Origin of the sequence: Nocardia coffeae (genome assembly GCF_019890715.1) — a bacterium.
GTDB lineage: Bacteria > Actinomycetota > Actinomycetes > Mycobacteriales > Mycobacteriaceae > Nocardia > Nocardia jiangxiensis.
The window spans coordinates 1,902,170-1,926,374 of sequence record NZ_JAINZY010000001.1; the positions used below are offsets into that span (position 1 = coordinate 1,902,170).

The following is a 24,205-nucleotide window of genomic DNA, read 5'->3' on the forward strand; positions in this document are numbered from 1 at the left end:
TCTAGATGGAGACGAGCCCTGGTGACCGGGGCATCGAAAGGCATCGGTGAGGCGATCGCCCGCCGACTGGCAGCCGACGGCGTCGACCTCGTGCTCGTCGCCCGCGACCGCGACCGCCTGGACGCGGTCGCGACCGAATGCGCGCAGCGATCCGGCGTCGACGTGGAGGTCCTCGACGCCGATCTCACCGACCCACGCGATCTGGCCCGGGTCGAGGCCCGGCTCGCCGCGGAGCCACCGGTGGACCTCCTGGTCAACAACGCCGGTAATGCCCGAACCGGCAGGTTCTCGACCCTGCCGGTGGACGACGAAACCGCCATCGTCACCTTGAACGTGACCGCCCTGATGCGCCTGACCCACACCGCCCTCGGCGCGATGGCTCGCACCGGCGGCGGCACGGTGGTGAACATCTCCTCGATGGCCGGACTGCAGCCGTGGCCGCGAATGGCGACCTACGCGGCGACGAAAGCGTTCGTGAACAGCTTCTCCGAGGCTGTCCACGAAGAAGCCCGAGGCACCGGAGTCACCGTGACCGCGGTGCTGGCCGGATTCGTGCGGACCGATCTGTCCGCCGGGATGCCCGAATTACGGCGAATACCGCCGTGGCTGTGGATCACACCCGACACGGTGGCATCCGCGGCCCTGGCCGCAGCCCGTCGCGGCGAACCGGTGACAGTGCCCAGCACCCGATTCAAGCTGCTGGACACGGCACTGGCGCTCATCCCACACACGGTCAAACGCCGCGCCGCCGGACAAGCGGCACGACGCTCGGCCCGGGCGCAGACATCACCGCATGCCTCGCGCTGATCTCCCATACGCCATAAGATTCGGTGCCGACCCGCCCGAAACCCGCACTCGATCGTTGGGCCGCAATGGTTTTGCGCGAGATCGCACACTCCCCTGAAACGATTCGGCGACCGATCGAAAAATCGACCACCCATAATCGAGATGTCATCGTCACGTGTCAGCGTGCAACTACTTTCCGGTCCGTTCGATCGATGAATCCGGCGCTCGCTCACCTACTGCGGCGGCGCGGCCGTGCTCGCCCGGACAACCCGTTCGGGCACACCGAGTTCAGTCGTCGCGCACCGCGGTATCGGATCGCGACGCCATGAGCAGACATTCGACGCACCGGCGCAGGTCGGGATGCACCGAGGTCAAGGGCGACGTCAGGAAACCGGCGAAACCGCGATCCCGTGGCATCGGGCATGCTCCGTCTCAGATACCCATGACGAGTTTCGCGGTCGTGAAGTAGATGATCAGTCCGGTCGCGTCGACCAACGTGGTGACCATGGGGGCGGAGATCACCGCCGGATCGATGCGCAACTTCTTGGCCAGCAACGGCATGGTGCCGCCGATGGTCGCCGCCCAGCCGCAGATGATCACCAGGGTGATGCCGACGACCACCGCGATCTGCGCACCGACGAACGCGGCTCCGATGACCATGCCGACCACCGCGAGCATCGACCCCAGTACCAGGCCGACCCGGCATTCGCGCCAGATGACCTTCAGCAGATCCGAGACCCGCACCTCGCCGACGGCCAGCGCTCGCACACAGGAGGTCGCTGCCTGCGCACCGGCATTACCGCCCGCACCGATCAGCAGCGGAATGAACAGCGCCAGATGCGCGGCCCGAGCCAGCGTCACCTCGAACGCGTCGGTCACGGTCACCGTCAAAGTGGCCGCTACCAGGAGCAACAGCAACCACATCGCGCGGTAGCGGGCCAGCTGGAAAACCCCGGCGGCCATATAGTGGCCGGCCCACGGACTCGCCCCGGCCTGACGCGCCACATCCTCACTGTCGGCGGCCTCGATGACCTCGACCGCGTCATCGATCGTCAACAAGCCGACCAGCCGATCCTCGCTGTCGACGACCGGCAGGTTGAGCAGATTGGTTTCGCGCATGAGCCGCGCAGCCTTCTCCGCGGCATCGGTGGCGCGCGCGAAAACCGGTGCGGTGACGACGAGTTCGGCCAGCGGGGTGCCGGGATCACTGAGAACCAGTTCGCGCATCTCCACCACGCGGGTGAGCCGGCGGCCCCCGTCCACCACCGGCAAGGTGTACACGGTCTCCGCATGCGCCCCCTTGGCGCGAACCACCCCCAGCGCCTGTTCGACCGTCAGATCACGGTGCAGCGCAACAACTTCCGGAGTCATATAGTGCCCGGCCGAGCCCTCGGAATAACCGAGCAGCGCCGCGGTCATCCGACGCTCACGCGGGCTCAGCCCGGCCAGGACTTTCTTCACCACCGTCGCGGGGGCCTCACGCAGCATCCGGGCCCGGTCGTCGGGATCCATACCCTCGACCAGTTCGCGGAAGCTCTGGTCCCGCATACCGGACAGGATCTGCTGCTGGTCGACGGGTTCGAGCTCCTCGAACACCTCCAGCGCCCGATCCTTGTCCAGTAGCCGGAAAGCGATTCCCGCGTGCACGGCGTCCATGCGGGCGAGTTCGTCGGCGATCCGGTGGGGAGCCTGGTCGTCCAGCCAGCTCAGCGCGGCGGCGACGCGGCGATCGGCGATCAGGTCTCGCAGCGAGACGTGATCCGAATACTGTTCGGCGACAGTCATTTCGGTGAGGGCAGTGTCGACAGGACTCGTATCGGTGAGGAGCGAGTCATATCCGCCCAGGTCGGCGGCGCCCGCATCAATCGCGCACGGTTCGGCGACACCCGTTTCGGCAGTGTCCGTTTCGGTAGCGCTCGTTTCGATGACGCTCGTTTCGGCGGCACGCGCTCGAGCGGCCCCGGTATGCGTAACCGTGTGACCGTCATCCGGGACATCGGCGGGACGTGCGGACGCGGCAAGGAACAGATCGGTCGACATGACAAAACCTCGGCATACAGCGAGTGGGTACGGGGTCACGGATCACACCGCGAGGCACCGACCTCGCCACCGAAAGCTCTACCGGCAGAACAGGAGGACGGCACCGCGCGGCCATCGACTCGGGGGCTCGCTACGCACAGCTACCCACCTCCTCATCGCCAGCACTTCACCGTCAGAAGAATTTCACTCCCGATGCCCTCAGGCACCACATGACCTGCACCGTCGCAGGTCATCAGCACGGGCACACCATGCCCGCTCGCAGATTACACCTCCACACGCCGCCACGCCGAACCCGAGCCCGCCGCCGCCCCCGGACGAGTCATCGCAAGCCCTCGTACCGATCTGCGACGGCAAACTGTGGCACATCGATCAACGGCAGCCCACAACGAAGAACAGCGTCAGGGACAGGCCTTGGTCGACGTGCTGGGTGGCCGCGGCGTAGGTGTGCCCGAACATCCACCGCTGTCTCCTTGATCACCCCAGGTAAGGCTTTCCCCGATGTTCGACGTGGTGCTGCAATCGGAGTCTCACGGTCGGGTGCACCGGTACGGATTCGAGTTCCGTCGGGCTCAGGAACTTCACCGATGCCGATTCGTCCGATACCGCAATCGTTCCGCCTGTCACGCAGCCGTAGTAGACGATCGCGAATTCTTGCCGGACTTCACCGTCCGAGTATTCGATGACGTGTTCGGGATCGGTGTAGATACCGAGCAGGCCGGTTATCTCGATATCGAGCCCGGTTTCCTCTTTCGTCTCGCGGATCGCGCACCCTTCAAGGGTTTCTCCGACCTCCATGATTCCACCGGGCAACGACCAGTTGCCCGAGTCGCCACGCCGTTGCATGAGCACACGGCCGGAATCATCTACAACCAGTGCGGATGCACCAGGTTTGAGGGCTCATCCCAATCGAGGGTGTAGGTGGGGTCTGAAGCCGCCGGTCTCGAGCACGTCGTCGTAGGCCGCGCGCCAGCCCCGCAGCCGGGCAGCCGGCACCCCCGGGGGGAGGCTGAGCAGCTGGTGGTGGATCCGACGTACGTCGGCCGCGATCCGCTCGATCGGAGGGCCGGCTGGTCACCCCACCCTTCGCGGCCCTCGCGGCGAGTCGCCTCCGTCCGGGGGGCGTGTGGCGGCTGGCCACCGACTGGGCCGACTTCGCCGAGCAGATGGTGCGGGTGATCGATGCCGAGCCGGGCCTTCGAGGGTGGCGGGGTCGATCGCTGGGCCGAGCGGCCGGTGACGAGGTTCGAGCGCAAGGGGACTGCCGCCGGCCGCGGCATCGCCGACCGGGCGCAGCGCGGATCGGGTAGGTCAGCCGCCCCCGGCGATGTTGACCAGCCACGAGGTCCCGAACCGGTCGACGCACATCCCGAACTCGTCGCCCCACGGCTGGGTGGCCAGCTCGACCGTCACGGTCCCTCCGTCCGACAGCGCCTGCCAGTAGCCGCGCAGCTCCTCGGTGTCGTCCCCGCCGAGGCTGACCGCGAGGTTGTTCCCGGGCCGCAACGTCTCGCCCGGCAGCATGTCGGCGGCCATCAGCGTGAGGCCAGACGCTGTTTCCAGCTGGCCGTGCATGACCTGGTCGCCCATGCCGTGGTCGTCGGTGCCGAAGTCGCCGAAGTGGTTGATCGTGAGATCGCCGCCGAACACGTCCTGGTAGAACGCCAGGGCGGCCGAGGCATCACCCGCGAAGCTGAGGTAGGGGTTCAGTCGAGTGGTCATGGACCGACGATAGAGGTCTCATCCCGCTCGAGGATGTAGTTGCGGCCTGAACCCGCCGGACTCGAGGAGTGATCTGGCGATGTAGTTCGTCAGGTTGCGGAACCCGAGGGCGGAGCCGCGGAGGTGCTCGAGCCGGCCGTTGATCGCCTCGGTCGGGCCGTTGGAGGTGCCGGGCCGGTCGAAGTAGGCCAGTACGTCGGCTCCTCGCTTCTTCAATGTGCGGCCCAGGGTGATGATCTCGGTGAGGGCCTTCGGCACGCCAGCGCTGACAGACCCGATGAGCTTGACCATCAACTCTCGTCCCTTCGCCCGGTCGGGCTCGCGGTAGGCGGCGATCATCCGCTGATAGATGCCCCAGGTGGCTTCGACCTCGACATGGTGGTCGTCGGCGAACAGCGCGGAGAGGCGGTCCTTCTGCTTGTCGGTGAGCAGGTCGGCGCCGGTGTGCAGCGTCCGCCGCGACTTGTAGAGCGGGTCGTCCTTGCGTCCCCGGTGGCCGTGGATGGCCTGCTGAACCCGACGCCGGCACTGGTCCAGCGCGTCGCCGGCCAAGCGCACCACATGGAATGGATCCATCACCGCGACCGCCTCGGGAAGTTCCTCAGCCGCTGCGGTCTTGAAGCCGGTGAAGCCATCCATCGCGACCACCTCGACCGCGTCGCGCCAGGCCTCGGGGCGGTCGGCGAGCCAGGTCTTGAGCGCCTGCTTGGACCGTCCCTCGACCATGTCCAACAGGCGTGCGGGTCCGGTGCCGTCGCGGATGATCCCGGTGAGGTCGATGATCACCGTGACGTACTTGTCCCCGCGTCGGGTGTGCCTCCACACGTGTTCATCCACGCCGATCGTGGTGACGCCGTCGAAGCGGTGCTCGTCATCGATCAGGACTCGCTTGCCCTCGGCCAGGACGGCGTCGTTGGCAGTGTCCCAGGCCACGCCGAGCCCTTCGGCAATCCGGGCCACGGTCAGGTGCTGGACCACGAGACCCTCCAGAGCCCACCGCAGGCCACGACGCGACAGCTTGGCCCGAGGCTCGGCCGCCGTGCTGGTGTCTTGGCGCCATACGTGCCTGCAGCCGGTGCACCGGTAGCGCCGCACGACCACCTCCAACGTGGTCGGCCGCCAGCCCAACGGCTCGTGCGCCAGCCGTCTGATCACGGTGTCCCGCGGCACGCCTTCGCAGCCGCAGCGACGGCACCACTGGTCCGGCTCGACCACCCGACAGGCAAGCACAGCACACTCGGGTTCGAGGCGCTGCCCAACGGCTTCGAGGCCGAGCTCGTCGAGTCGGCAGAGCGTGGTTAGGTCAGGGCAAGCGAAGGTAGCGTCAGGCACGTCGAGCTTCCAGATCGGCAGTGTCAGAACTCCCATCCTCGGAAGACCTCGACCCCTATCCGGTCACCGACGCGCCCCTGAGCCAACGAACAGCCGCTACACCCTCATCTGGGAAGAGCCGGTTTGAGAGAGTTGGGCGTAGGTGCTGCTGGATCTTTGTAGTAGTCACGCCGAGAGCCCATGGGCCGCTCCTTGCCTTGGTGCGGCACCATTCAGGCTGCCGTACGGGGTGGCTGTCTCCCATATCTGCTCGAACTGGTCCGCAAACGATTCGAATATCCCGTGCGGGGACAACTTTCGCAGGTACAGCGCTGTGTGCTGGTATCCCCGGGCGCGGAACAAATACGGGGTGACGATCATCTGATCATCGAACCTGAACACCGAGTTGTACAAGTGTGTGGTGTGGAGCCCGATCCTGCATCCCGGAGTGTCCGCCAACGGCCCCAGCATCGACAACGCATTGCGTATCCGGCCAGGCAGCGTTCCGCCCATCTGTTCCAGCATGTCTCGTTCCAAGACGTGATCGCAGTCCGGATCGGCGAACCCCAGCCGTATTTCACACCCGGCGCGGCACTTGGCCGAATAAGTGGTTGCGTAGCGACCTCGTTTGGGGCGGGCACGCCAATGCCCGCCCCAAACTCGTTTTGCTGCTAGGTAGTCACCCCAGAGCCACAGCGTCTCAGCGAAACGACATGCTCGCCTTGGATGAAACAGCGATGTTTTACAACATGCAGCTGACGCAACCCTCGACTTCGGTTCCCTCCAAGGCCATTTGCCGGATGCGGATGTAGTACAGCGTTTTGATTCCCTTGCGCCAGGCGTAGATCTGGGCCCGGTTGACGTCGCGGGTGGTGGCGCTGTCCTTGAAGAACAGGGTCAGCGACAGGCCCTGGTCGACGTGCTGGGTGGCCGCGGCGTAGGTATCGATGATCTTCTCGTAGCCGATGTCGTAGGCGTCGGCGAAGTAGTCGAGATTGTCGTTGGTCAGGTAGGGGGCCGGGTAGTAGACGCGGCCGATCTTGCCTTCCTTGCGGATCTCGATCTTCGAGGCGACCGGGTGGATCGAGCTGGTGGAGTGGTTGATGTAGGAGATCGAACCGGTCGGCGGGACGGCCTGCAGATTCTGGTTGTAGATGCCGTGCGCCATCACCGAGGTGCGCAGCTCGCGCCAGTCGTCCTGGGTCGGGATGTGCACCCCGGCCTCAGCGAAGATCTGCCGCACGCGTTCGGTTTTCGGCTCCCACACCTGCTCGGTGTACTTGTCGAAGTACTCGCCGCTGGCGTACTTGGATTCCGGGAATCCGCCGAAGGCCGTACCGCGCTCGATCGCGATCTTGTTCGAGGCCCGCACCGCGTGATACACGACGGTGTAGAAGTAGATGTTCGTGAAGTCCACGCCTTCTTCGGATCCGTAGTGGACCCATTCGCGCGCCAGATACCCGTGCAGATTCATCTGCCCCAGGCCGATCGCGTGCGAGGAGTTGTTGCCCTGTTCGATCGAGGGCACCGAATAGATGTGGGTCTGATCCGAGACCGCGGTCAACGCCCGGATGGACACCTCGATGGTCTGCCCGAAATCCGGTGAGTCCATCGCCTTGGCGATGTTCAGCGAGCCGAGGTTGCACGAGATGTCCTTGCCCACAGTGGCATAGGACAGATCGTCGTTGAACACCGACGGCGTGGAGACCTGCAGGATCTCCGAGCACAGATTCGAGTGGGTGATCTTGCCCTTCACCGGGTTGGCCCGGTTCACCGTGTCCTCGTACATGATGTACGGGTAGCCGGACTCGAACTGCAGCTCGGCGATGGTCTGGAAGAACTCGCGCGCGTTGATCTTCGACTTGCGGATGCGCCCGTCGTCGACCATCTCGTGGTACTTCTCGGTGACGTCGATATCGGCGAACGGCACACCGTAGATCCGCTCGACGTCGTACGGCGAGAACAGGTACATGTCCTCGTTCTTCTTCGCCAGCTCGAAGGTGATGTCCGGGATCACCACACCCAGCGAGAGCGTCTTGATGCGGATCTTCTCGTCCGCGTTCTCCCGCTTGGTGTCCAGGAACCGGTAGATGTCCGGATGGTGCGCGTGCAGGTACACCGCACCGGCTCCCTGCCGCGCCCCGAGCTGATTGGCATAGGAGAACGAATCCTCCAGCAGCTTCATGATCGGAATGACACCCGAGGACTGGTTCTCGATCTTCTTGATCGGCGCGCCGTGCTCGCGAATGTTGCTCAGCAGCAACGCAACCCCGCCGCCCCGCTTGGACAGCTGCAACGCGGAGTTGATCGATCGCCCGATCGACTCCATGTTGTCCTCGATGCGAAGCAGGAAACAGCTCACCGGCTCGCCGCGCTGTTTCTTGCCCGAATTCAGGAAGGTCGGCGTCGCCGGCTGGAAGCGGCCGTCGATGATCTCCTCGACCAGCTGCTTCGCGAGGATCTCGTCGCCATCAGCGAGAGTCAGTGCGACCATGCAGACGCGGTCCTCGAAGCGTTCGAGGTAGCGCTTTCCGTCGAAGGTCTTGAGGGTGTACGAGGTGTAGTACTTGAACGCGCCGAGGAAGGTCGGGAAGCGGAACTTCTTGGCGTAGGCCTGCTGGAACAGCTTCTTCACGAAGGCCCGGCTGTACTTGTCCAGGACCTCGGCCTCGTAGTAGTTCTCCTTCACCAGGTAGTCGAGCTTCTCGTCGAGATTGTGGAAGAAGACGGTGTTCTGGTTGACGTGCTGCAGGAAGTACTGGTTCGCGGCCTCGCGATCCTTGTCGAACTGGATCTCCCCGTTCGGACCGTAGAGATTCAGCATCGCGTTGAGGGCGTGGTAGTCCATGCCCTCGGTCGATGCGGTATCCACGGTGACCGGTCGCTCTAGGCGGGCCGACTTACCGGCAGGTGCTGTTGTCGTTGCCAAAACAATCCCAATCCCTCTCGGACGCGCTCGACGTCCTCGGCAGTTCCCATGAGTTCGAAGCGATACAGGTACGGAACGCCGCATTTGCGCGAGATCACTTCTCCCGCAGCGCAGTACGTATCGCCGAAGTTCGTGTTGCCGGCCGCGATGACGCCGCGCAACAGCGCACGGTTGTGCGGATCGTTCAGGAACTTGGCCACCTGACGGGGCACAAATTCCTTCTCGGATCTGTTGCCGCCCAGAACGTGCCGACCGCCCCCGTAGGTGGGGCAGATCAGCACGTAGGGCTCCTCGACGCGAAGCGAATCGGCAGTGTGGAGCGGAATGCGAACGGCGGGCAGGCCCAGCCGTTCGACGAAACGGTGCGTGTTCTCCGACGCACTCGAGAAGTAGACCAGGGGTGCGTTCCCGCGAGGCGCTTCCCCACGCTTGCGGGAATCAGGCGTTTCGGCCATCAGCACTCCCCTTCCTGCTACCTCCCTCGCCGGCGAACTCGACCGGCGATCAGGCCGCGGCGACCGCCAGGGACTTGATCCGATCCGGACGGAATCCGGACCAGTGGTCCTCACCGGCGACGACGACCGGGGCCTGCAGATAACCCAGGGCCATCACGTAGTCGCGGGCCTCCGGATTCTCCGAGATGTCTATTACTTCGTATTCGATACCGGCCTTGTCGAGGGCACGGTAGGTGGCGTTGCACTGGACGCAAGCGGGCTTGGTGTAGACGGTGATGGTCATGTGTCCCTCTCTGATCGGGCCTTGGAACCGAACCTGAACCTGAGCCTTGAATCCGTATGCAGTGCGTGGCTGAGTGCGATTCACCTCACGTGCGCAAACCCCTGGAAGTGGGTTCAGCCCCCCAGGTCACACGACCTCGGACGACCCTGCGGCCGTACCGTCTTCCAGCTCTCAAGACACTACACCTAGTGGCCGACAGAATCCTAGAACACGAGATGTTGCGAGTCACAAAGGTGAAATTCGGTCGGCGTAAGTACCTGGACAGTCGATTCGCAACTCGACACGACTGTGTCACAGATCACGATTTCATCGCGTAGCTTCTTCTCAGCTAACCCACTGTTCCCACAGGTAACAGATGCCCCTCCCGGCTCACCGTCCCCGAATACGACCTTCCCCGGACACGACGAGGCCCGCCCCGTCGAATCCGACGGGGCGGGCCCGGTGATCACACCTCGGTCACATCAGAATCGGCCCTCCCGGGCCGCACGGTCAGGCGTTGACCGAATTCTCGACCGCCTCGACCAACTCGTGCACGGTGGCGGCGAGTTCGGTCAGCGCCTCGGCGTCGTCGCGCGGGTGCACCTCGCCGAAACGCTGCCCGATGACGCCGAAGTGCAGATGCGCGCTCTCCACCACCGACGCGCCCGCGACACCGGCCACCTTCACGGTGTCCGCGTGCGACCACTTGGCGGCGTTCTGGCTGATCGACGCGCTCACCACGGCGGTCGGCTTGCCCTTGATGGAACCCGCGCCGTACGGACGCGAGGCCCAGTCGATGGCGTTCTTCAGCACGGCCGGGATCGAGCCGTTGTATTCGGGGACGAAGATCAGCAGACCGTCGGCGGCGGCGACGGCCTCGCGCAGCGCGGTCGCGGCGGCGGGAACGCTGCCGGGTACGTCGATGTCCTCGTTGTAGAACGGGATGTCGGCGAGGCCGGAGGCGATGGCGACCTCGACACCCTCCGGAGCGGTCTGCGCCGCGGCCTCGGCGAGCTGCCGGTTGATCGAGCCGTCGCGCAGGCTGCCGACGAGTGCGAGAAGACGAGTCCGAGACATGATCACTCCTTGATTTGCCGAGGCGGTCACCGCCGCTGTCACGGTAGAATAACCGGACCACGGTCCGCTTTCATTCCGTCCCTAGGGGGGCCACCCCGTGAACTACGACACAGCCGCCGACGACCCGTGCGCGCGAGAGTCCGGCGACGATCGTCCCACACGGCTGCCGATCGAGGCCGTCGCCGTCCGGATGCCGCCCGAGGCACTCGCCCTGCTACCCGTCACGACCGCCGCGGCCGAGCGCAGCGACGCGGCCCGCAACCGGCAACTTCTCCTGGACGCGGCCGAACAACTGGTGCGTGAGTTCGGCGCGGACGGCGTCACGATGGACGCGGTCGCCCGACGTGCCGGCGTCGGCAAAGGTACCGTCTTCCGGCGTTTCGGCACCCGCTCGGGTCTGATGCTGGCCCTGCTCGACCAGTCCGAGCGAAAGCTGCAGGCCGCGTACATGTTCGGCCCGCCGCCGCTGGGGCCGGGCGCACCACCCGTGCAACGGCTGATCGCCTTCGGCCGGGCGCGACTGGCCGGTATCGAGGTCGAGGGCGAGATGCGCCGTGCTGCGGACGATTCGAGCCGCTACTCCAGCCCGCCGTACAACATCACGAAATCCCATGTGTCACTGCTGCTCCGGGAGGCCGGTGCGGCCGGTGAGATCGCACTGCTGGCCGACAGCCTGATCGCCGCCCTGGACGCCGCACTGGTCCTGCACCAGATCCGGGTGCTCGGGTACACCACCGAACAGATCGCCGACAACTGGGAACGCCTGGTCCGCTGGGTCCTGGCCGACGCCTCGGTAGAGTGACCGGCGTGGGTAATCTTCGCCAGGCCATCATCGCCGAATTGGGTGTTCAGCCGGTCATCGAACCGAAGGTCGAGGTGCGCCGCCGCGTCGATTTCCTGAAGGCGTATCTGCGCTCCACTCCCGCAACGGGTTTCGTGCTCGGCATCAGCGGCGGCCAGGACTCCACACTGACCGGGCGGCTGTGTCAGCTGGCCGCGCAGGAGTTGCGCGAGGAGGGGCACGAGGCCACGTTCGTAGCGGTGCGTCTGCCCTACGGCGTCCAGGCCGACGAGGACGATGCGCAGGTCGCGTTGCGTTTCATCCAGCCCGATCGCTCGATCGAGGTCAATGTCAAACCCGGCGCGGACGCGGTCGCCGCCGAAGCCGCACGCGGTCTGGGCGAGCTGTCCGCGAGCGGAACCGACGAACCCCGCCTGCGCGATTTCGTGCGCGGCAATATCAAGGCCCGCGAGCGCATGGTCATCCAGTACGCGATCGCCGGTCAGCTGAACATGCTGGTCGTGGGCACCGACCACGCGGCCGAAGCGCTCACCGGATTCTTCACCAAATACGGCGACGGCGGCGTCGACCTGACTCCCCTCACCGGCCTGTCCAAACGCCAGGGCGCGGCCCTGCTCCAGGAACTCGGCGCACCCCCGAGCGTCTGGGAGAAGGTCCCCACCGCCGACCTCGAAGACGATCGCCCCGCCCTCCCCGACGAGGTCGCCCTCGGCGTGAAGTACGCCGACATCGACGACTACCTGGAAGGCCGCGACGTCACCCCCGAGGTGGCCGACCGCCTCGAATCCATCTTCCGCAACACCCGCCACAAGCGCACCGTCCCCGCCACCCCCTTCGACACCTGGTGGCAGTAGCCACTCGTACAGCACAGTCTCACAACGGTTTACGACACGATCGGCTTGCGAACCGGACGATAGCGCCGCGAGCGACGTCGGCATGGCGTCGGCTCCAATCACCCGGAACGACACCCACGCCCGTCGACCCCGGGGCGATGTCGGCCCCTGAGCTGTGGTGAGCGCAAGCTGCCGCGCCACGGAAATTGAACGCTGCCAGGTCGGCCTGAGGGCACGGCATTATCGTCGGTCGGATCACTTTGGTCTCCTCCCCGGTGAATCTCACCCCCCGGCGAAGGGGGGTAGGACGTCCACTCGGGGGGTGAGGGGGGTGGTGACGTCGCGGGTGAGTTCGTCGCCGATGAGGAAGGCGCAGACCTGCAGCATGGGGTCGAGAGTGGGGCCGTAGGTTCGGGAGAGGGTGTGGCGCAGGTCGGAGATGGTGGCCTCGGCGGGCAGGTCGAGGTGTTCGCTGGATTTGCCGACCGCGTCCGCGATCGCGGCGAAATATCGGACCTCAACCACCGATCGCTCCCATCGTCCGTTCCGGCGGCACGAAACCGGCCGCATCGATACCGTGTCCGGCCCATTTGTTCCACATCGCGCCGCGCCACAGCTCGGCCAGTTCGGTATCGGTCGCGCCCTCGCGCAACGGCGCCCGTAAGTCGTATTCCTCGTCGCTGAACAGGCAGGAGCGGATCTTGCCGTCCGCGGTGAGGCGGGTTCGATCGCAGTCCGCGCAGAACTTCCTGGTCACCGAGGCGATGATGCCGACGGTCGCCGGGCCGCCGTCGACCAGCCAGGTCTCGGCGGGTGCGGCCGGATCCTCGCGACCGGCGGCGGTCAGCGCGAAGCGTTCCCCCAGGACCTCGAGCAGTTCGGCGGCGGTCACCATATTCGCGCGGGCCCATTCGTGATCGGCGTCCAGCGGCATCTCCTCGATGAACCGCAACGCGCAGCCCTCGGCCAGACACCACTGCAGCAGATCCGGTGCCCCGGAAAGGTTTTCCCGCATCAGCACCGCATTCACCTTGACCGGCGCCAGGCCCGCGCGCTGGGCGGCGCGGATCCCGGCCAGTACCGAACCGAGCCGGTCGCGGCGGGTCAGCCGGGCGAACGCGGCGCGGTCGACGGTGTCGAGTGAGACGTTGACCCTGCTCAGGCCCGCGCGCATCAACGCATCCGCCCGATGTTCGAGCCCGACGGCGTTGGTGGTCATGGCCAGCGGCGTATCCGGTACGGCCGCGTGGCAGCCCGCGATTATCTCCTCCAGATCCCGGCGCATGAGCGGTTCACCACCGGTGAAGCGCACCTCGCGCACACCCAGTTCGCGCACCGCGAGCGTGACCACCCGCACGATCTCCCCGGCCGAGAGCAGCTCGTCGCGGGGGATGGCGGGCAGACCCTCCTCGGGCATGCAGTAGGTACAGCGCAGCGAGCATTTCTCGGTGATGGATACCCGCAGGTCGCGCGCGATTCGCCCGAATTTGTCCACCAGGTGCGGCGTATCGGGCCGTCCCGCCGACGGGGGATGCCCGCGGCGTACGGCGGGAATCCCCATGACGACCACACTCACAGAATCCATTATTGCCGCACGATGCCACAGGCGCTTCGGAGGAACGTACGAACTGTGCGGAACAGGGCCGCTACTAGAGTGCCTTGTATGGCATTATCGCGCAGCGATTCGATGAGCGGCGGCGGGCGGACCGGCCCGATCGCCGTCCCGGCCCGGTCGGTCGAGGAACACCTGCGCCGGGTCGAAGAATTGCTGCGTCCACTCGCGATTCGCGACGTCCAGGACGTGGCGATGGCCGACACGCTGGGTCGGCGGCTGGCGCGCGACGTGCACGCGCCACTGGATCTGCCGGTGTTCCGCAACTCCGGGATGGACGGTTACGCCGTGCGCGCCGCCTCGGTGTCGGTGACGCCGGTCACCCTGCCCCTCGCGGGTGTCGTGGCGGCCGGACAGACCGGGCAGGCGCCGCTGCCGCCCGGCGCGGCGATGAAGGTGATGACGGGTGCGCCGATCCCCAGCGGCGCGGACTGCGTGGTGCCGGTCGAGGACACCCACACCGACGGTCCTACGGTGACGATCGAACGTGGTCGCAAGACCGGGGATTTCGTGCGCGAACCGGGTGTCGACGTGCGTTCCGGGGAACTGCTGGTGTCGGCGGGAACCACGCTGGGCCCTAGGCACATCGCCGCCCTCGCCGCGGTCGGCCTCCCGATTCTGCCGGTGTTCCGCCGCGTGCGCGCCGCCGTGCTGACCACCGGTGACGAACTGATGCCCGCGGGAGTTCCGTTGCGCCCCGGGCAGATCTACAACTCCAATGGCATCGCACTCGCCGCGGCGCTGACCGCGAACGGGGTCGAGGTCGTCTCGGTGGAGCACAGCCGCGACGACCCGGCCGAGTTCGGTGAGCGCCTCGCCGCGGCGACCGCCCGCGCGGACGTGGTGTTCACCTCCGGCGGAGTGTCCAAGGGCGACTTCGAGGTCGTCAAGGACGTATTGTCCACGCGAGGTGGGGAATTCGGCTCGGTCGCGGTGCAACCCGGCGGGCCGCAGGGACTTTCGGTCTCCGACGGCGTCCCGGTGCTGAGCTTCCCCGGCAATCCGGTCAGCACGATGGTGTCCTTCGAAGTGTTCGCGCGGCCGATCCTGCGCGAGCTCGCGGGCCTGCCGCCGGTGCCGACACACGATGTGGCACTGCTGGATCCGGTACGCTCTCCGGCCGGGCGGCGGCAGTTCCTGCGCGGCCGCCTGGACGACGCGGGGGTGTGGCTGGCCTCGGGGCCCGGATCGCATCTGGTCGCCGCGATGGCCCATGCCGATGTGCTGATCGATATCGCCCCCGAGATCACCGAGCTGGCCGCTGGTTCGATCGTCAAGGTTCGGGAACTGTGAGCGAACACGAACTCTCGCACGTCGATTCGGAGGGCCGTGCCCGCATGGTCGACGTGAGCGCCAAGGCCGACACCGCCCGCATCGCCGTGGCCGCCGGTGAGTTGCGCACCACCGCCGAGGTGATCACGCTGGTGCGCGCCGACGACATGCCCAAGGCCGATGTCCTGTCCACCGCCCGCCTGGCCGGGATCTCGGGCGCCAAGAAGACCTCCGAGCTCATCCCGCTGTGTCATCAGCTGGCCCTCACCAAGGTCGACGTGCGGTTCGGATTCACCGCCGACACCATCACCATCGAGGCGACCGCCAAAACCACCGGCCCCACCGGCGTCGAGATGGAAGCGCTCACCGCGGTGGCCGTCGCCGGGCTGACCCTGCACGACATGGTCAAGGCCGTGGACCCCGCCGCAGTCCTGAACAACGTCCGGCTGCTCACCAAAGACGGGGGCAAGCGCGGACATTGGGAACGTCCGGAAGCACAGGCCGCGGGCGATTCGTCCACGCATGCGCACCCCGAGGCGACCGCACATCTCGCGACGAGCACAGCCACCGAATCCACACACGTACGACACTCGGCGGCACTGCCGGATGCCACGACCACGGAGTCCGCTCCGACCTCGCACGAAACCACCGCAACGCATCACGGACACGAGTCGACGACGTCCAGAACTGGAAGCGACACCGAGCCGAGCGGATCCCGGACCGCAGTTGTCGTGGTGGCTTCGACCGGAGTGGCAGCAGGCACGCGAGTCGACAAGACCGGTCCGGTGCTGCGGGATTGGCTTGCGGGACTGGGTTTCTCGGTGCGCGGTCCACTGGTGTGCGCCGATGCCGACATCGCGGCCGGGCTGGCGGACGCACTGGGCGGGCAGCCGGGTCTGGTGATCACCACGGGCGGAACCGGAGCGTCGCCGACCGACGCCACGCCCGAGGCGACACGCGGGGTCCTGGATCGCGAACTGCCCGGGGTGGCCGAGCAGATCCGCCTGAAGGGCACCGCGACCTTCCCGCTGGCCGCGTTGAGTCGCGGCATCGCCGGACTGGCCGGGCGCACCGTACTGATCAATCTGCCCGGATCGCCGGGCGGGGTGCGCGACGGCATCGCCGTGCTCGAACCACTGCTGGACCATCTGCTGGCCCAGGTCGCCGGAGGAGGCAGCCATGACTGATCTGCAACCCGCCGTCCGCCTCGCGACGATCAGCGATCGGCCGCTCTCGCCCGATGCGGTGGAGCAGGCGGTCACCGGACCCGAGTACGGCGCGGTCGTGGTGTTCACCGGCAAGGTGCGCAATCACGATGGCGGACAGTCTGTTTCGTCGCTGGAGTACTCCGCGCATCCGGATGCGGAGAAATTCCTGCACCGGATCTGCGCCGAGGTGGCGACCTCGACCGGACTGCCGGTGGCCGCGATGCACCGCATCGGCGCACTGGGCATCGGCGATGCGGCCATCGTCGTGGCGGTCGCCGCGGCGCATCGCGCCGAGGCGTTCACCACCTGCGCCGACCTGGTGGATCGGATCAAGCACGAGGTCCCGATCTGGAAACGCCAGCTGTTCGCCGACGGCCTGTCCGAATGGGTCAACGCCTGCGGCTGAACGGAATTCGCGATCAGCCCTCGGGCGAGTCGGGTGTGAGGTTGTGCCGGATCCGGTCCAGCGCCCGCACCACGGCCGCACGTTCGGCGTCGTCGAATCCGGCCAGCGCCCGATCGGTGAGACCGGCCATCTCGTCCTCGATGGTGGCCTCGAGATCGCGGCCACGTTCGGTCAGATGTAACCGGACCAGCCTTCGATCGGTGGGGTGCGGTTCGCGTCGCAGCAGGCCCGCGGCTTCCATCCGGGTGGTCGCCCGGGTGATCGTCGGGGTGGACAGGCCAAGGCGTTTGGCCACCTCCCCCGGCGTCAGACCGTCCTGCGACCACAGGCTGCGCAGGATGAACTGCTGCCCCTCGTAGACGCCGTGCCGCGCGTACGTCGCGGTCGCAGCCATCGTCACCGCGCGCTTGGTGGACCAGTACACGGTGAGGAAGTCTTCGGCGTCGGCGGTGGTCATGGTGCGTTCAGCGTAGGGTATTGAGTTCATTAGCCGACTCACGATATTGTCGTTGTCCGGCTAATGACACTATCGGAGGACCGCGATGAAACTTGGCATCGGCATCACCGACTTCTCCTGGCCCATCCCCGCCGACCACCTCGGCCCGACCGTGACCGACCTCGCGCAGCAGGCCGACGAGTCGGGATTCGACAGCCTGTGGGTGATGGACCACTTCTTCCAGATCGGCCTGTCCGGGCAGCCGCCCGAATCCCCGATGCTGGAAGCCTATGCGGCACTGGGTTTCCTGGCCGGCATCACGCGCCGCATCACACTCGGCACCCTGGTCACCTCCGTGGCGTACCGCCACCCGGGCGTACTGCTCAAATCGCTCACCACGATCGACGTACTCAGCGGCGGCAGAACATATTTCGGCATCGGCGCGGGAGCCGCGGTGAATCCCCGGACCCTCGACCGGATCTTCGAGACCGACGGCCTGGGCATCCCCTTCCCGTCACTGGGGCAGCGCTTCGAGATGCTCGAGGAGACCCTGCAGATCGCCCACCGGATGTGGGACGGCGACGAAACGCCTTTCCGCGGAAAACATTACGAGCTCGCCCGGCCGCTCAACTCACCGAATTCGGTGCAGCGTCCGCGTCCGCCGATCCTGATCGCGGGCAGCGGCGAGCGCAAGACGCTGCGGCTGGTCGCCCGATACGGCGACGCCTGCAGCCTGTTCGACATGCCCGGCGCGGGCTACGCGGACGACATCACCCACAAACTCGACGTGCTGCGCGCGCACTGCGACGAAGCCGGGCGCGATGTCGACGAGATCGAGAAGACGATCGGCACCCACCTGGACCCGAGTGACGAGAAGCACTTCATCGCCCATATGCGCGAGCTGGCCGCCCTCGGCATCGACCATGTCCTGCTCGCCCCGCAAGGTCCGTGGGACGAGAAACGGCTGGCCGGGGTCGCGGCGATGCTGCCGGAGGTGCACGCGATGTGAGTTCGTTCCCGCGATCGGCCCGGTGGCCACTGTGCGCCGTTCGCGGAGTCCGCGCGCCGACCACATTGAGCTGAGCACGGCGAAGGGGCAGAATTGGTGTGTCGGAGTTCGGCGCATATGCGGTATTCCTGTCCGGCCCGGTCGACAACGGTTACTGTCGAGTGCCCCGCTCGGGTGGATTCAATGATTCGCCATCGGTGGATCCAGGGGGGCATGTGCGTTCCCACCCGCAGGTGGCGGGTCCGGGAGAGGATCGGATCGCCCGGCCGCGCGGGTGGATCGAGAAAGGGGCGCAGCGTGCACTGGTGGGAGACCGCGCCTCCAGGAAGGGCATCCGTGCCGATCGCTGCCCGTTCCCCGGCCGCAGCTGCCCGATTCGTCCTGTTTCCGGGCCCTGGCGGCTCCCTGACGATCCCGATCGCGACGTCGGCCGATATCGCCACCGCGCGGCAGGCGGGGCGTGACTGCGCCATCGGACTCGGCTTCTCCCCCACCGACGTCACCATGATCTCCACCGCCATTTCCGAAGTGGCCCGCAACATCACCAGCTATGCCGGACACGGCGAGATCCGCCTGACCATCGCCGACGTCCAGGCCCGCCGGGCACTGGTCGTGCACGCGCAGGATCAGGGCCCCGGCATTCCGGACACGGTCGCGGCCCTGGAGCACGCGGCCGGTTCGGGCCGCAGACTCGGCCTGGGCCTGCCCGGCGCGCGCCGGTTGATGGACGGGCTGGTACTCGAGTCCGAACTCGGCCAGGGCACGCTGGTGGAGATGTGGAAGTGGATCCCGGTGCGCGCACGGCGATGAGCCCGTGCGCTCTCGGTGCGGTGCACGCTGCTCGGTAGGGTGGGCGCGTGAGTCGGCGCATCCCTGTACTGATCGTGGCCGGATTTCTCGGAGCCGGAAAGACGACACTGCTGAACCATCTGCTGCGGCAGCGGCAGGCGCGAATCGGAGTGGTGGTCAACGATTTCGGCGCGGTCAACATCGACGCGATGCTGGTGGCCGGACAGGTCGACGCGATGGTGTCACTGGGCAACGGTTGCGTGTGCTGCGCGGTGGACGTCGGCGAACTGGACGAGATGTTCACCCGCCTGGCCCAGAGCAATCGCGTCGATGTGATCGTCGTGGAGGCCAGCGGGCTGGCCGAGCCGCGCAATCTGATCCGCATGGTGATCGCCAGCGACAATCCGCGCATCCGATACGGCGGGTTGATCGAGATCGTGGACGCCGAACATTTCCCGGACAGTCGCGCCCGGCATCCGGAATTGACGTCTCATCTGCGACTGGCGGATCTGGTCGTGGTGAACAAAGCCGACCGGGTGCCGCCCGGGGACCTCGAACGACTGCGGGGCGAGATCGGCGACATGGTGCGCGGAGTCCCGGTGCACGCGACCACGCACGGCCGGATCGATCCCACCCTGCTGTTCGATCCGCCCGAACAGACCACCGCCACCGTGGCCGGACAACTCAGCTTCGACGAACTGCTCGACGAGCACGACCACGACCACACCGCCGAGGATCACCACCACCTGCACGACGACTACCAGAGCGTATCGTTCACCAGCACAACCGATCTCGATCCGCGCAAGCTGGTAGCGCTGCTGGAGGATCCACCGGCCGGATTGTTCCGCGCCAAGGGCTTCGTCGCCTTCGGCGTCGCGGACGATCGCCGAAAGTTCCTGCTGCACATGGTCGGACGGCACGTCGTGTTCGAGCCGGCCACCTGGTCGCGCGGCGAATCCCGCCGAACCGACCTCGTGCTGATCGGATCCGGCCTGGACACCACCGCCGCCACGGCCGCCCTGCAGGAGACCGTCCACGACGCACCGAAACCGCTGGACGAACAGGCGTTACTCGGCGTCTGGCGGCACGTCCCGCGCGAACTCAGCGACGCCGAGCTCTGAGCCCGGCTCGGCGAGTCGGTCCAGCAGATCGGCAGCGGCGAGGCGAACCGGTGCCGGATCGAGGTTCCGGCCGAGCATGCGCAGCACCGTGTCCGGGATCAGATGATCCGCCTCGTCGGGTGCAGCACCCCGATCGGAGCGAATGTTGATCACGCTCTCGACCAGACGGAACGGCAGTGTGTGCGCGTCGACCGCCCACGCCGTGGCCACCTCGGCGGCCAGACGCTCGTACCGCCCGCGCAATTCGGCACGGCGCAGCCGGAATTGCGCGAAACGCTCCGAACGCAGTTCGGGCAGGAGATACAGCGCACCGAGATTCCAGCGCGCCGCGCACAACTGACGCACGTCGAACCACGCCAGGGCATACAACCGCACCTCGGGCGGCTCCCCGGTGCGATCCAGCAGCGCCACCAGATCCAATGGCGCGGAGATCGTTTCGGACAGCAGCGCGTCGAGGATGTCGTCCTTGGCGCCGAAATGGTGATACAGCGATGCCTGGCGGATGCCGACCGCGTCGGCGATCGCCCGGGTCGAGGTGCTCGCGTACCCGCGCGTGGTGAACAGTTCGGCGGCGGCGTCGAGGATTTCCGCGCGCGGGGTCGTGCCCCGGCGCCGCCGGGCCTCGTGGCGGGGGCGGCCGGGTCCGGGTTGCATCACACCTGCCATTCTGGACCATCACCCCGCTCGCAGGCCCGTCACCTGGGCGGAGAGATTTCTGTCATTTGACAGAAATTCAGGCAACACAAAAGTTACCGACGGTAGCGGACTGGATACATCACCGTCACCGATCGCGCGATCGGACTCGGAAAACTATCAGTCGATAGATATTGGCCACGACGCCGAAGGATCCCGCCCATGGCCACCACCCTGCCCGCACCCCCGTCCGACAGCGCCGACCTCGAGGCGTTCGGCTACCGGCCCGTCCTGCACCGCAAGCTCGGCCGCTACGCCTCGTTCGCGGCCGGATTCTCCTTCGTCTCCATCCTCACCACCATCTTCCAATTCTTCGGATTCGGTTACGGATTCGGCGGCGGCGCCTTCTTCTGGACCTGGCCGATCGTTTTCGCCGGACAGTTCCTGGTGGCGCTGAACTTCGCCGAACTCGCTGCGCGATACCCGATCTCGGGCTGCATCTACCAGTGGTCGCGTCGGCTGGCGGGTGAGGTCGTGGGCTGGTTCGCGGGCTGGATGATGATCATCGCCCAGATCGTCACCGCCGCCGCTGCGGCGATCGCCCTTCAGGTGGTACTGCCCTCGATCTGGAGCGGATTCCAGCTGATCGGCCACGACACCGCGCTGACCTCGAAATCCGGTGCGGCGAACGCGGTTCTGCTGGGCAGCATTCTGCTCGTGCTGACCACGGTGGTCAACGTCGTCGGCATCGAGCTGATGGCCCGGATCAACACCATCGGCGTGACGGTCGAGATCGTCGGGGTCCTGGCCACGATCGCACTGTTCCTCACGCACACCCATCGCGGACCGCACGTCGTCGTGGAGCACAGCACCGCCGCACCGGGCGGATACTGGGCCGCCTTCCTGGTGTCCGGGCTGATGGCCGCGTATGTGATGGTCGGATTCGATTCCGCCGGCGAACTTTCCGAGGAGACGCGCAATCCGCGCCGGGTCGCGCCGCGCACGATTCTGACCGCGCTGGCGGTCTCGGCGCTGGGTGGCGGGCTCATGCTGCTCGGCGCGCTCATGGCCGCACCGAGTCTGACCGACGGCAAGCTGTCGACCGACGGCCTGGCGTACGTCATCTCCGCGACCCTGGACAGCCCGGCGGGCAAGGTGCTGCTGTGCTGCGTGGCCATCGCGATCTCGGTGTGCACCTTGGCGATTCAGACGGCCGGGTCGCGCCTGATGTTCTCGATGGCCCGCGACGGGCGGCTGCCGTTCGCCCGGCGGCTGGCGACGGTGCATCCCCGCTTCGGCACCCCGGTGCTGCCGTCGGTGGTGATCGGCGCGCTCGCCGTCGCGCTGCTGGTGCTCAACCTCGGCAACGCGGCGATCTTCGCGACCCTGGCCAGCGTCTGCATCGTCATGCTGTACCTCGCCTACCTGCTGGTGACCGTACCGCTGCTGCTCCAGCGGCTGCGCGGCACCGCGCAGCAGCCCGACGGCCTGTTCTCCCTGGGGCGCTGGGGAATTCCGGTGAACCTGCTCGCCGTGCTGTGGGGCATCGCGATGGCGGTGAATCTGGCCTGGCCCCGCCCCGCGGTCTACACGCCCAACGGCGGCAGCTGGTGGATGCTCTGGGCCGCACCGCTGTTCGTGCTGCTGACCATCGCCGTCGGAGTGGTGGTGCACCGACTCGCCGCCGTGCCGGACCGGACCTCCGCGCCCGCAGTGCAACCCGCATGATCCGCCGAGCCGGTGCCGGCCCCGCCGCCGCACAGCCGGGACTGCTGGGCCGCCCGGCTCTGGCTCTGCTGATCGCCGCCGCGATCGACCGAGCCGTAACCGCCGCACGCCATCGAAAGGACAAACCATGACCAGCACCGCATCCACGACCGAGGCACGCGCGCACGCTCGTTCACAGGCGGTGGACGCGCACGTCATCGGACCGGCGCTGCCTCCGGACGTCGATCCCGCGAACATCTGCTTCACCCAACGGATTCCGGCGGGCGGATACGCGAATATCGTGCTGGACCGCGGCACCCGGATCCGGCTGTCCGATCCCGCGGGCGCGGCGTGCGCGCACATCATGCTGCTGCGCGCCGAATCGCCTTGGGAGCGGCTCAATGTCGCGGATACCGTGAAGGTGCCGTGGCAGGCGTACCTGGGAACCGGGCATCCGCTGCTCTCGGATCAGGGACGCATCCTGGCCACGATTCTGGCCGATTCGTCACAGCGGCACGACGCGCTGTGCGGTCCGGGGCCCGTCGCGCGCCGGGCGCTGCTGCTCGCCGCCGCGAAACACGGGCTGAGCCCGCGCGATATCGGCCCGACGGTATCGCTGTTCCGCGGTGTGCGGGTCGAGCCGGACGGCGAACTCGCGCCGACCGGCGGCGCGGGAGCCGGTCGCGCGGTCGACCTGATCACGCACCTGCCCGTCACACTGCTGATCGCCGACGCCGAACATCCCCTCGACCCGACCCCGGTCACCGAACTGGACGTCATCGCGTGGCACGCACCGGAGGATCTCGCGCGCGTCCCCGGCGACGAACCGGAATATCGACGGGCCGTCGAGAACACCGAACTGGCCTGGCACGCCGCGCACGCGTGAACGCTCCGGCCCACATCGACCGCAAGCCCCTATCCCGGAACGGATTTCGAATATGACCACATCGGCGCACACCGTGACACTCGATCAGACCGTGCCCGCCCGCAGTCCCTGGTCGGCCGTCGTCCCCGCCGGAGCCCGGCTGGACATCATCGACCTGCACGGCAATCAGGCCGTCGACTGTCTGCTGTACTCGGCCGCCGACCACGCCGACCGCTACAGCGCCCAGGCCACGATCACCGCACAGCGCAACATCTTCCTCACCACCGGCAGTGTCCTGCGCACCGACACCGGCACCGCCCTGATGACGGTGATCGCCGACGAGGTCGGCAATCACGACACCGTCGCCGGGGCCTGCTCGCAGGAGTCCAATACGCTGCGTTACGGCCACCACACCCGCCACCAGCACGCCTGCGTCGAGAATTTCCTGGCCGAAGGCATGAAATGGGGTCTGGGCAAACGGGATCTGGTGTCGAACATCAACTGGTTCATGAACGTCCCGGTGGAGGCCGACGGCACGCTGGGGATCGTCGACGGCCGATCGGCCCCCGGCAAGAGTCTGTCGCTGCGCGCCGAGATCGACACGCTCGTCCTGATCTCGAACTGCCCGCAGATCAACAACCCCTGCAACGGATTCGATCCCACCCCCGTACGGATGGTCGTCTCGCACTGAGTCAGGCGCGACGTCCCGAATCCACCGCAGCACGGTCGCATTCGCTCAGGAGGTACGAGAAATGACCGACACCGCGCCACCCCTCGCGCCGACCGGACGCCCATCCACGGCCGTCAACGGCGACACCGAATTCCGCACCGCGAGAGACAGTCTCGCGCCCACCTCACCTGGCGTACCACCGCGCGATGCGCAAACGGCGAATGGCGATGTTCCGACGGTGAGCACGCCGGGAGACATCGCCG

The 24,205-nt window shown here is 66.9% G+C and carries 25 protein-coding genes and 1 pseudogene; 13 read left to right on the plus strand and 13 right to left on the minus strand.

Annotated elements, in window-relative coordinates; translation table 11 throughout:
* Positions 1 to 21: 21 nt before the first annotated feature.
* Positions 22 to 807 carry an SDR family NAD(P)-dependent oxidoreductase gene (locus K7711_RS08335; RefSeq protein ID WP_222966270.1) on the plus strand — a complete coding sequence of 262 codons (786 nt, stop codon included), beginning with the start codon at positions 22 to 24 and terminating at the stop codon, positions 805 to 807.
* Between the two features lie 267 nt (positions 808 to 1,074).
* Here the strand turns inward: K7711_RS08335 and K7711_RS48365 are convergent, their stop codons facing one another.
* The 3 genes and pseudogenes from K7711_RS48365 to K7711_RS08345 form a co-directional block, all read right to left on the minus strand.
* Entirely contained in the window at positions 1,075 to 1,203 is a 129-nt protein-coding gene (locus K7711_RS48365; protein WP_268929157.1) for a hypothetical protein, read from the minus strand.
* 15 nt (positions 1,204 to 1,218) lie between these two features.
* Positions 1,219 to 2,826 (minus strand): magnesium transporter, encoded by a 1,608-nt coding sequence (gene mgtE / locus K7711_RS08340; protein WP_235746604.1) that lies wholly within the window; start codon positions 2,824 to 2,826, stop codon positions 1,219 to 1,221.
* A 474-nt stretch (positions 2,827 to 3,300) separates the two neighbouring features.
* A pseudogene (locus K7711_RS08345) lies at positions 3,301 to 3,705 on the minus strand (NUDIX domain-containing protein); the annotation flags it as partial.
* A 188-nt stretch (positions 3,706 to 3,893) separates the two neighbouring features.
* Between K7711_RS08345 and K7711_RS49245 the strand changes: the two are divergent.
* A complete protein-coding gene (locus tag K7711_RS49245) occupies positions 3,894 to 4,133 on the plus strand; it encodes a class I SAM-dependent methyltransferase (RefSeq protein ID WP_222966854.1) in 240 nt (79 codons plus the stop codon).
* Between the two features lies 1 nt (position 4,134).
* Here K7711_RS49245 and K7711_RS08355 read toward each other — a convergent pair whose 3' ends face one another.
* The 6 genes from K7711_RS08355 to K7711_RS08380 all read right to left on the minus strand — a co-directional run bounded on the left by K7711_RS08355 (position 4,135) and on the right by K7711_RS08380 (position 10,579).
* Positions 4,135 to 4,545, minus strand: a complete 411-nt coding sequence (locus tag K7711_RS08355) for a VOC family protein (protein ID WP_117213327.1) — start codon at positions 4,543 to 4,545, stop codon at positions 4,135 to 4,137.
* Between the two features lie 18 nt (positions 4,546 to 4,563).
* Positions 4,564 to 5,913: an ISL3 family transposase gene (locus K7711_RS08360; protein ID WP_235746606.1), complete on the minus strand. Its 1,350-nt coding sequence runs from the start codon at positions 5,911 to 5,913 to the stop codon at positions 4,564 to 4,566.
* A 685-nt stretch (positions 5,914 to 6,598) separates the two neighbouring features.
* On the minus strand, positions 6,599 to 8,704 hold the full coding sequence (nrdE, locus tag K7711_RS08365) for a class 1b ribonucleoside-diphosphate reductase subunit alpha (RefSeq protein ID WP_222966858.1): 2,106 nt from the start codon (positions 8,702 to 8,704) through the stop codon (positions 6,599 to 6,601).
* A gap of 38 nt (positions 8,705 to 8,742) precedes the next feature.
* Complete coding sequence (gene nrdI, locus K7711_RS08370; RefSeq protein ID WP_067667271.1) at positions 8,743 to 9,240, minus strand: class Ib ribonucleoside-diphosphate reductase assembly flavoprotein NrdI; 498 nt, start codon at positions 9,238 to 9,240, stop codon at positions 8,743 to 8,745.
* Positions 9,241 to 9,289: 49 nt separating this feature from the next.
* Positions 9,290 to 9,523 carry a redoxin NrdH gene (locus K7711_RS08375; RefSeq protein WP_040826498.1) on the minus strand — a complete coding sequence of 78 codons (234 nt, stop codon included), beginning with the start codon at positions 9,521 to 9,523 and terminating at the stop codon, positions 9,290 to 9,292.
* A 489-nt stretch (positions 9,524 to 10,012) separates the two neighbouring features.
* A complete protein-coding gene (locus tag K7711_RS08380) occupies positions 10,013 to 10,579 on the minus strand; it encodes an NAD(P)H-dependent oxidoreductase (protein ID WP_222966272.1) in 567 nt (188 codons plus the stop codon).
* A 190-nt stretch (positions 10,580 to 10,769) separates the two neighbouring features.
* Here K7711_RS08380 and K7711_RS08385 point away from each other — a divergent pair, with 190 nt between their 5' ends.
* Together K7711_RS08385 and nadE are read left to right on the plus strand one after the other, a co-directional pair.
* The gene (locus tag K7711_RS08385; RefSeq protein WP_222966860.1) at positions 10,770 to 11,381 is read left to right on the plus strand and encodes a TetR/AcrR family transcriptional regulator; all 612 of its coding nucleotides are present in this window, start codon (positions 10,770 to 10,772) and stop codon (positions 11,379 to 11,381) included.
* Between the two features lie 5 nt (positions 11,382 to 11,386).
* The gene (nadE, locus tag K7711_RS08390; protein WP_222966274.1) at positions 11,387 to 12,235 is read left to right on the plus strand and encodes an NAD(+) synthase; all 849 of its coding nucleotides are present in this window, start codon (positions 11,387 to 11,389) and stop codon (positions 12,233 to 12,235) included.
* 261 nt (positions 12,236 to 12,496) lie between these two features.
* On the opposite strand, the gene K7711_RS08395 is transcribed toward nadE, so the two are convergent.
* Together K7711_RS08395 and moaA are read right to left on the minus strand one after the other, a co-directional pair.
* The gene (locus K7711_RS08395) at positions 12,497 to 12,739 is read right to left on the minus strand and encodes a MoaD/ThiS family protein (protein WP_222966275.1); all 243 of its coding nucleotides are present in this window, start codon (positions 12,737 to 12,739) and stop codon (positions 12,497 to 12,499) included.
* Positions 12,732 to 13,790, minus strand: coding sequence for a GTP 3',8-cyclase MoaA (gene moaA / locus K7711_RS08400; protein WP_222966277.1), 1,059 nt, complete (start codon positions 13,788 to 13,790; stop codon positions 12,732 to 12,734). The genes K7711_RS08395 and moaA overlap by 8 nt, the downstream gene beginning before the upstream one ends.
* A 111-nt stretch (positions 13,791 to 13,901) precedes the next feature.
* Between moaA and K7711_RS08405 the strand changes: the two genes are divergently transcribed.
* Genes K7711_RS08405 through K7711_RS08415 form a run of 3 tightly spaced genes read left to right on the plus strand, consistent with a single transcriptional unit; the run spans position 13,902 to position 16,712 of the window.
* Positions 13,902 to 15,119: a molybdopterin molybdotransferase MoeA gene (locus tag K7711_RS08405; protein WP_222966862.1), complete on the plus strand. Its 1,218-nt coding sequence runs from the start codon at positions 13,902 to 13,904 to the stop codon at positions 15,117 to 15,119.
* 44 nt (positions 15,120 to 15,163) lie between these two features.
* The gene (gene moaCB, locus K7711_RS08410; protein ID WP_222966863.1) at positions 15,164 to 16,285 is read left to right on the plus strand and encodes a bifunctional molybdenum cofactor biosynthesis protein MoaC/MoaB; all 1,122 of its coding nucleotides are present in this window, start codon (positions 15,164 to 15,166) and stop codon (positions 16,283 to 16,285) included.
* The gene (locus tag K7711_RS08415; RefSeq protein ID WP_222966279.1) at positions 16,278 to 16,712 is read left to right on the plus strand and encodes a molybdenum cofactor biosynthesis protein MoaE; all 435 of its coding nucleotides are present in this window, start codon (positions 16,278 to 16,280) and stop codon (positions 16,710 to 16,712) included. Before moaCB ends, K7711_RS08415 begins: the two co-directional genes overlap by 8 nt.
* A 13-nt stretch (positions 16,713 to 16,725) precedes the next feature.
* On the opposite strand, the gene K7711_RS08420 is transcribed toward K7711_RS08415, so the two are convergent.
* Positions 16,726 to 17,169: a MarR family winged helix-turn-helix transcriptional regulator gene (locus K7711_RS08420; RefSeq protein ID WP_222966281.1), complete on the minus strand. Its 444-nt coding sequence runs from the start codon at positions 17,167 to 17,169 to the stop codon at positions 16,726 to 16,728.
* 85 nt (positions 17,170 to 17,254) lie between these two features.
* Here K7711_RS08420 and K7711_RS08425 point away from each other — a divergent pair, with 85 nt between their 5' ends.
* The 3 genes from K7711_RS08425 to K7711_RS08435 all read left to right on the plus strand — a co-directional run bounded on the left by K7711_RS08425 (position 17,255) and on the right by K7711_RS08435 (position 20,067).
* A complete protein-coding gene (locus tag K7711_RS08425; protein ID WP_222966283.1) occupies positions 17,255 to 18,157 on the plus strand; it encodes an LLM class F420-dependent oxidoreductase in 903 nt (300 codons plus the stop codon).
* Positions 18,158 to 18,562: 405 nt separating this feature from the next.
* Positions 18,563 to 18,967, plus strand: coding sequence for an ATP-binding protein (locus K7711_RS08430; protein WP_235746947.1), 405 nt, complete (start codon positions 18,563 to 18,565; stop codon positions 18,965 to 18,967).
* 47 nt (positions 18,968 to 19,014) lie between these two features.
* Positions 19,015 to 20,067: a CobW family GTP-binding protein gene (locus tag K7711_RS08435; protein WP_222966287.1), complete on the plus strand. Its 1,053-nt coding sequence runs from the start codon at positions 19,015 to 19,017 to the stop codon at positions 20,065 to 20,067.
* On the opposite strand, the gene K7711_RS08440 is transcribed toward K7711_RS08435, so the two are convergent.
* Positions 20,014 to 20,733, minus strand: a complete 720-nt coding sequence (locus K7711_RS08440) for a TetR/AcrR family transcriptional regulator (protein ID WP_372460110.1) — start codon at positions 20,731 to 20,733, stop codon at positions 20,014 to 20,016. The two genes, K7711_RS08435 and K7711_RS08440, sit on opposite strands and share 54 nt — an antisense overlap.
* Before the next feature lie 189 nt (positions 20,734 to 20,922).
* On the opposite strand from K7711_RS08440, the gene K7711_RS08445 reads away from it, so the two are divergent.
* From K7711_RS08445 to K7711_RS08455, 3 genes are all read left to right on the plus strand, one after another.
* Positions 20,923 to 22,428: an amino acid permease gene (locus K7711_RS08445; protein WP_222966289.1), complete on the plus strand. Its 1,506-nt coding sequence runs from the start codon at positions 20,923 to 20,925 to the stop codon at positions 22,426 to 22,428.
* Between the two features lie 127 nt (positions 22,429 to 22,555).
* Entirely contained in the window at positions 22,556 to 23,293 is a 738-nt protein-coding gene (locus tag K7711_RS08450; protein WP_222966291.1) for a DUF1989 domain-containing protein, read from the plus strand.
* A 52-nt stretch (positions 23,294 to 23,345) separates the two neighbouring features.
* Entirely contained in the window at positions 23,346 to 23,963 is a 618-nt protein-coding gene (locus tag K7711_RS08455; RefSeq protein WP_222966292.1) for an urea amidolyase associated protein UAAP2, read from the plus strand.
* The last annotated feature ends 242 nt before the right edge of the window (positions 23,964 to 24,205 follow it).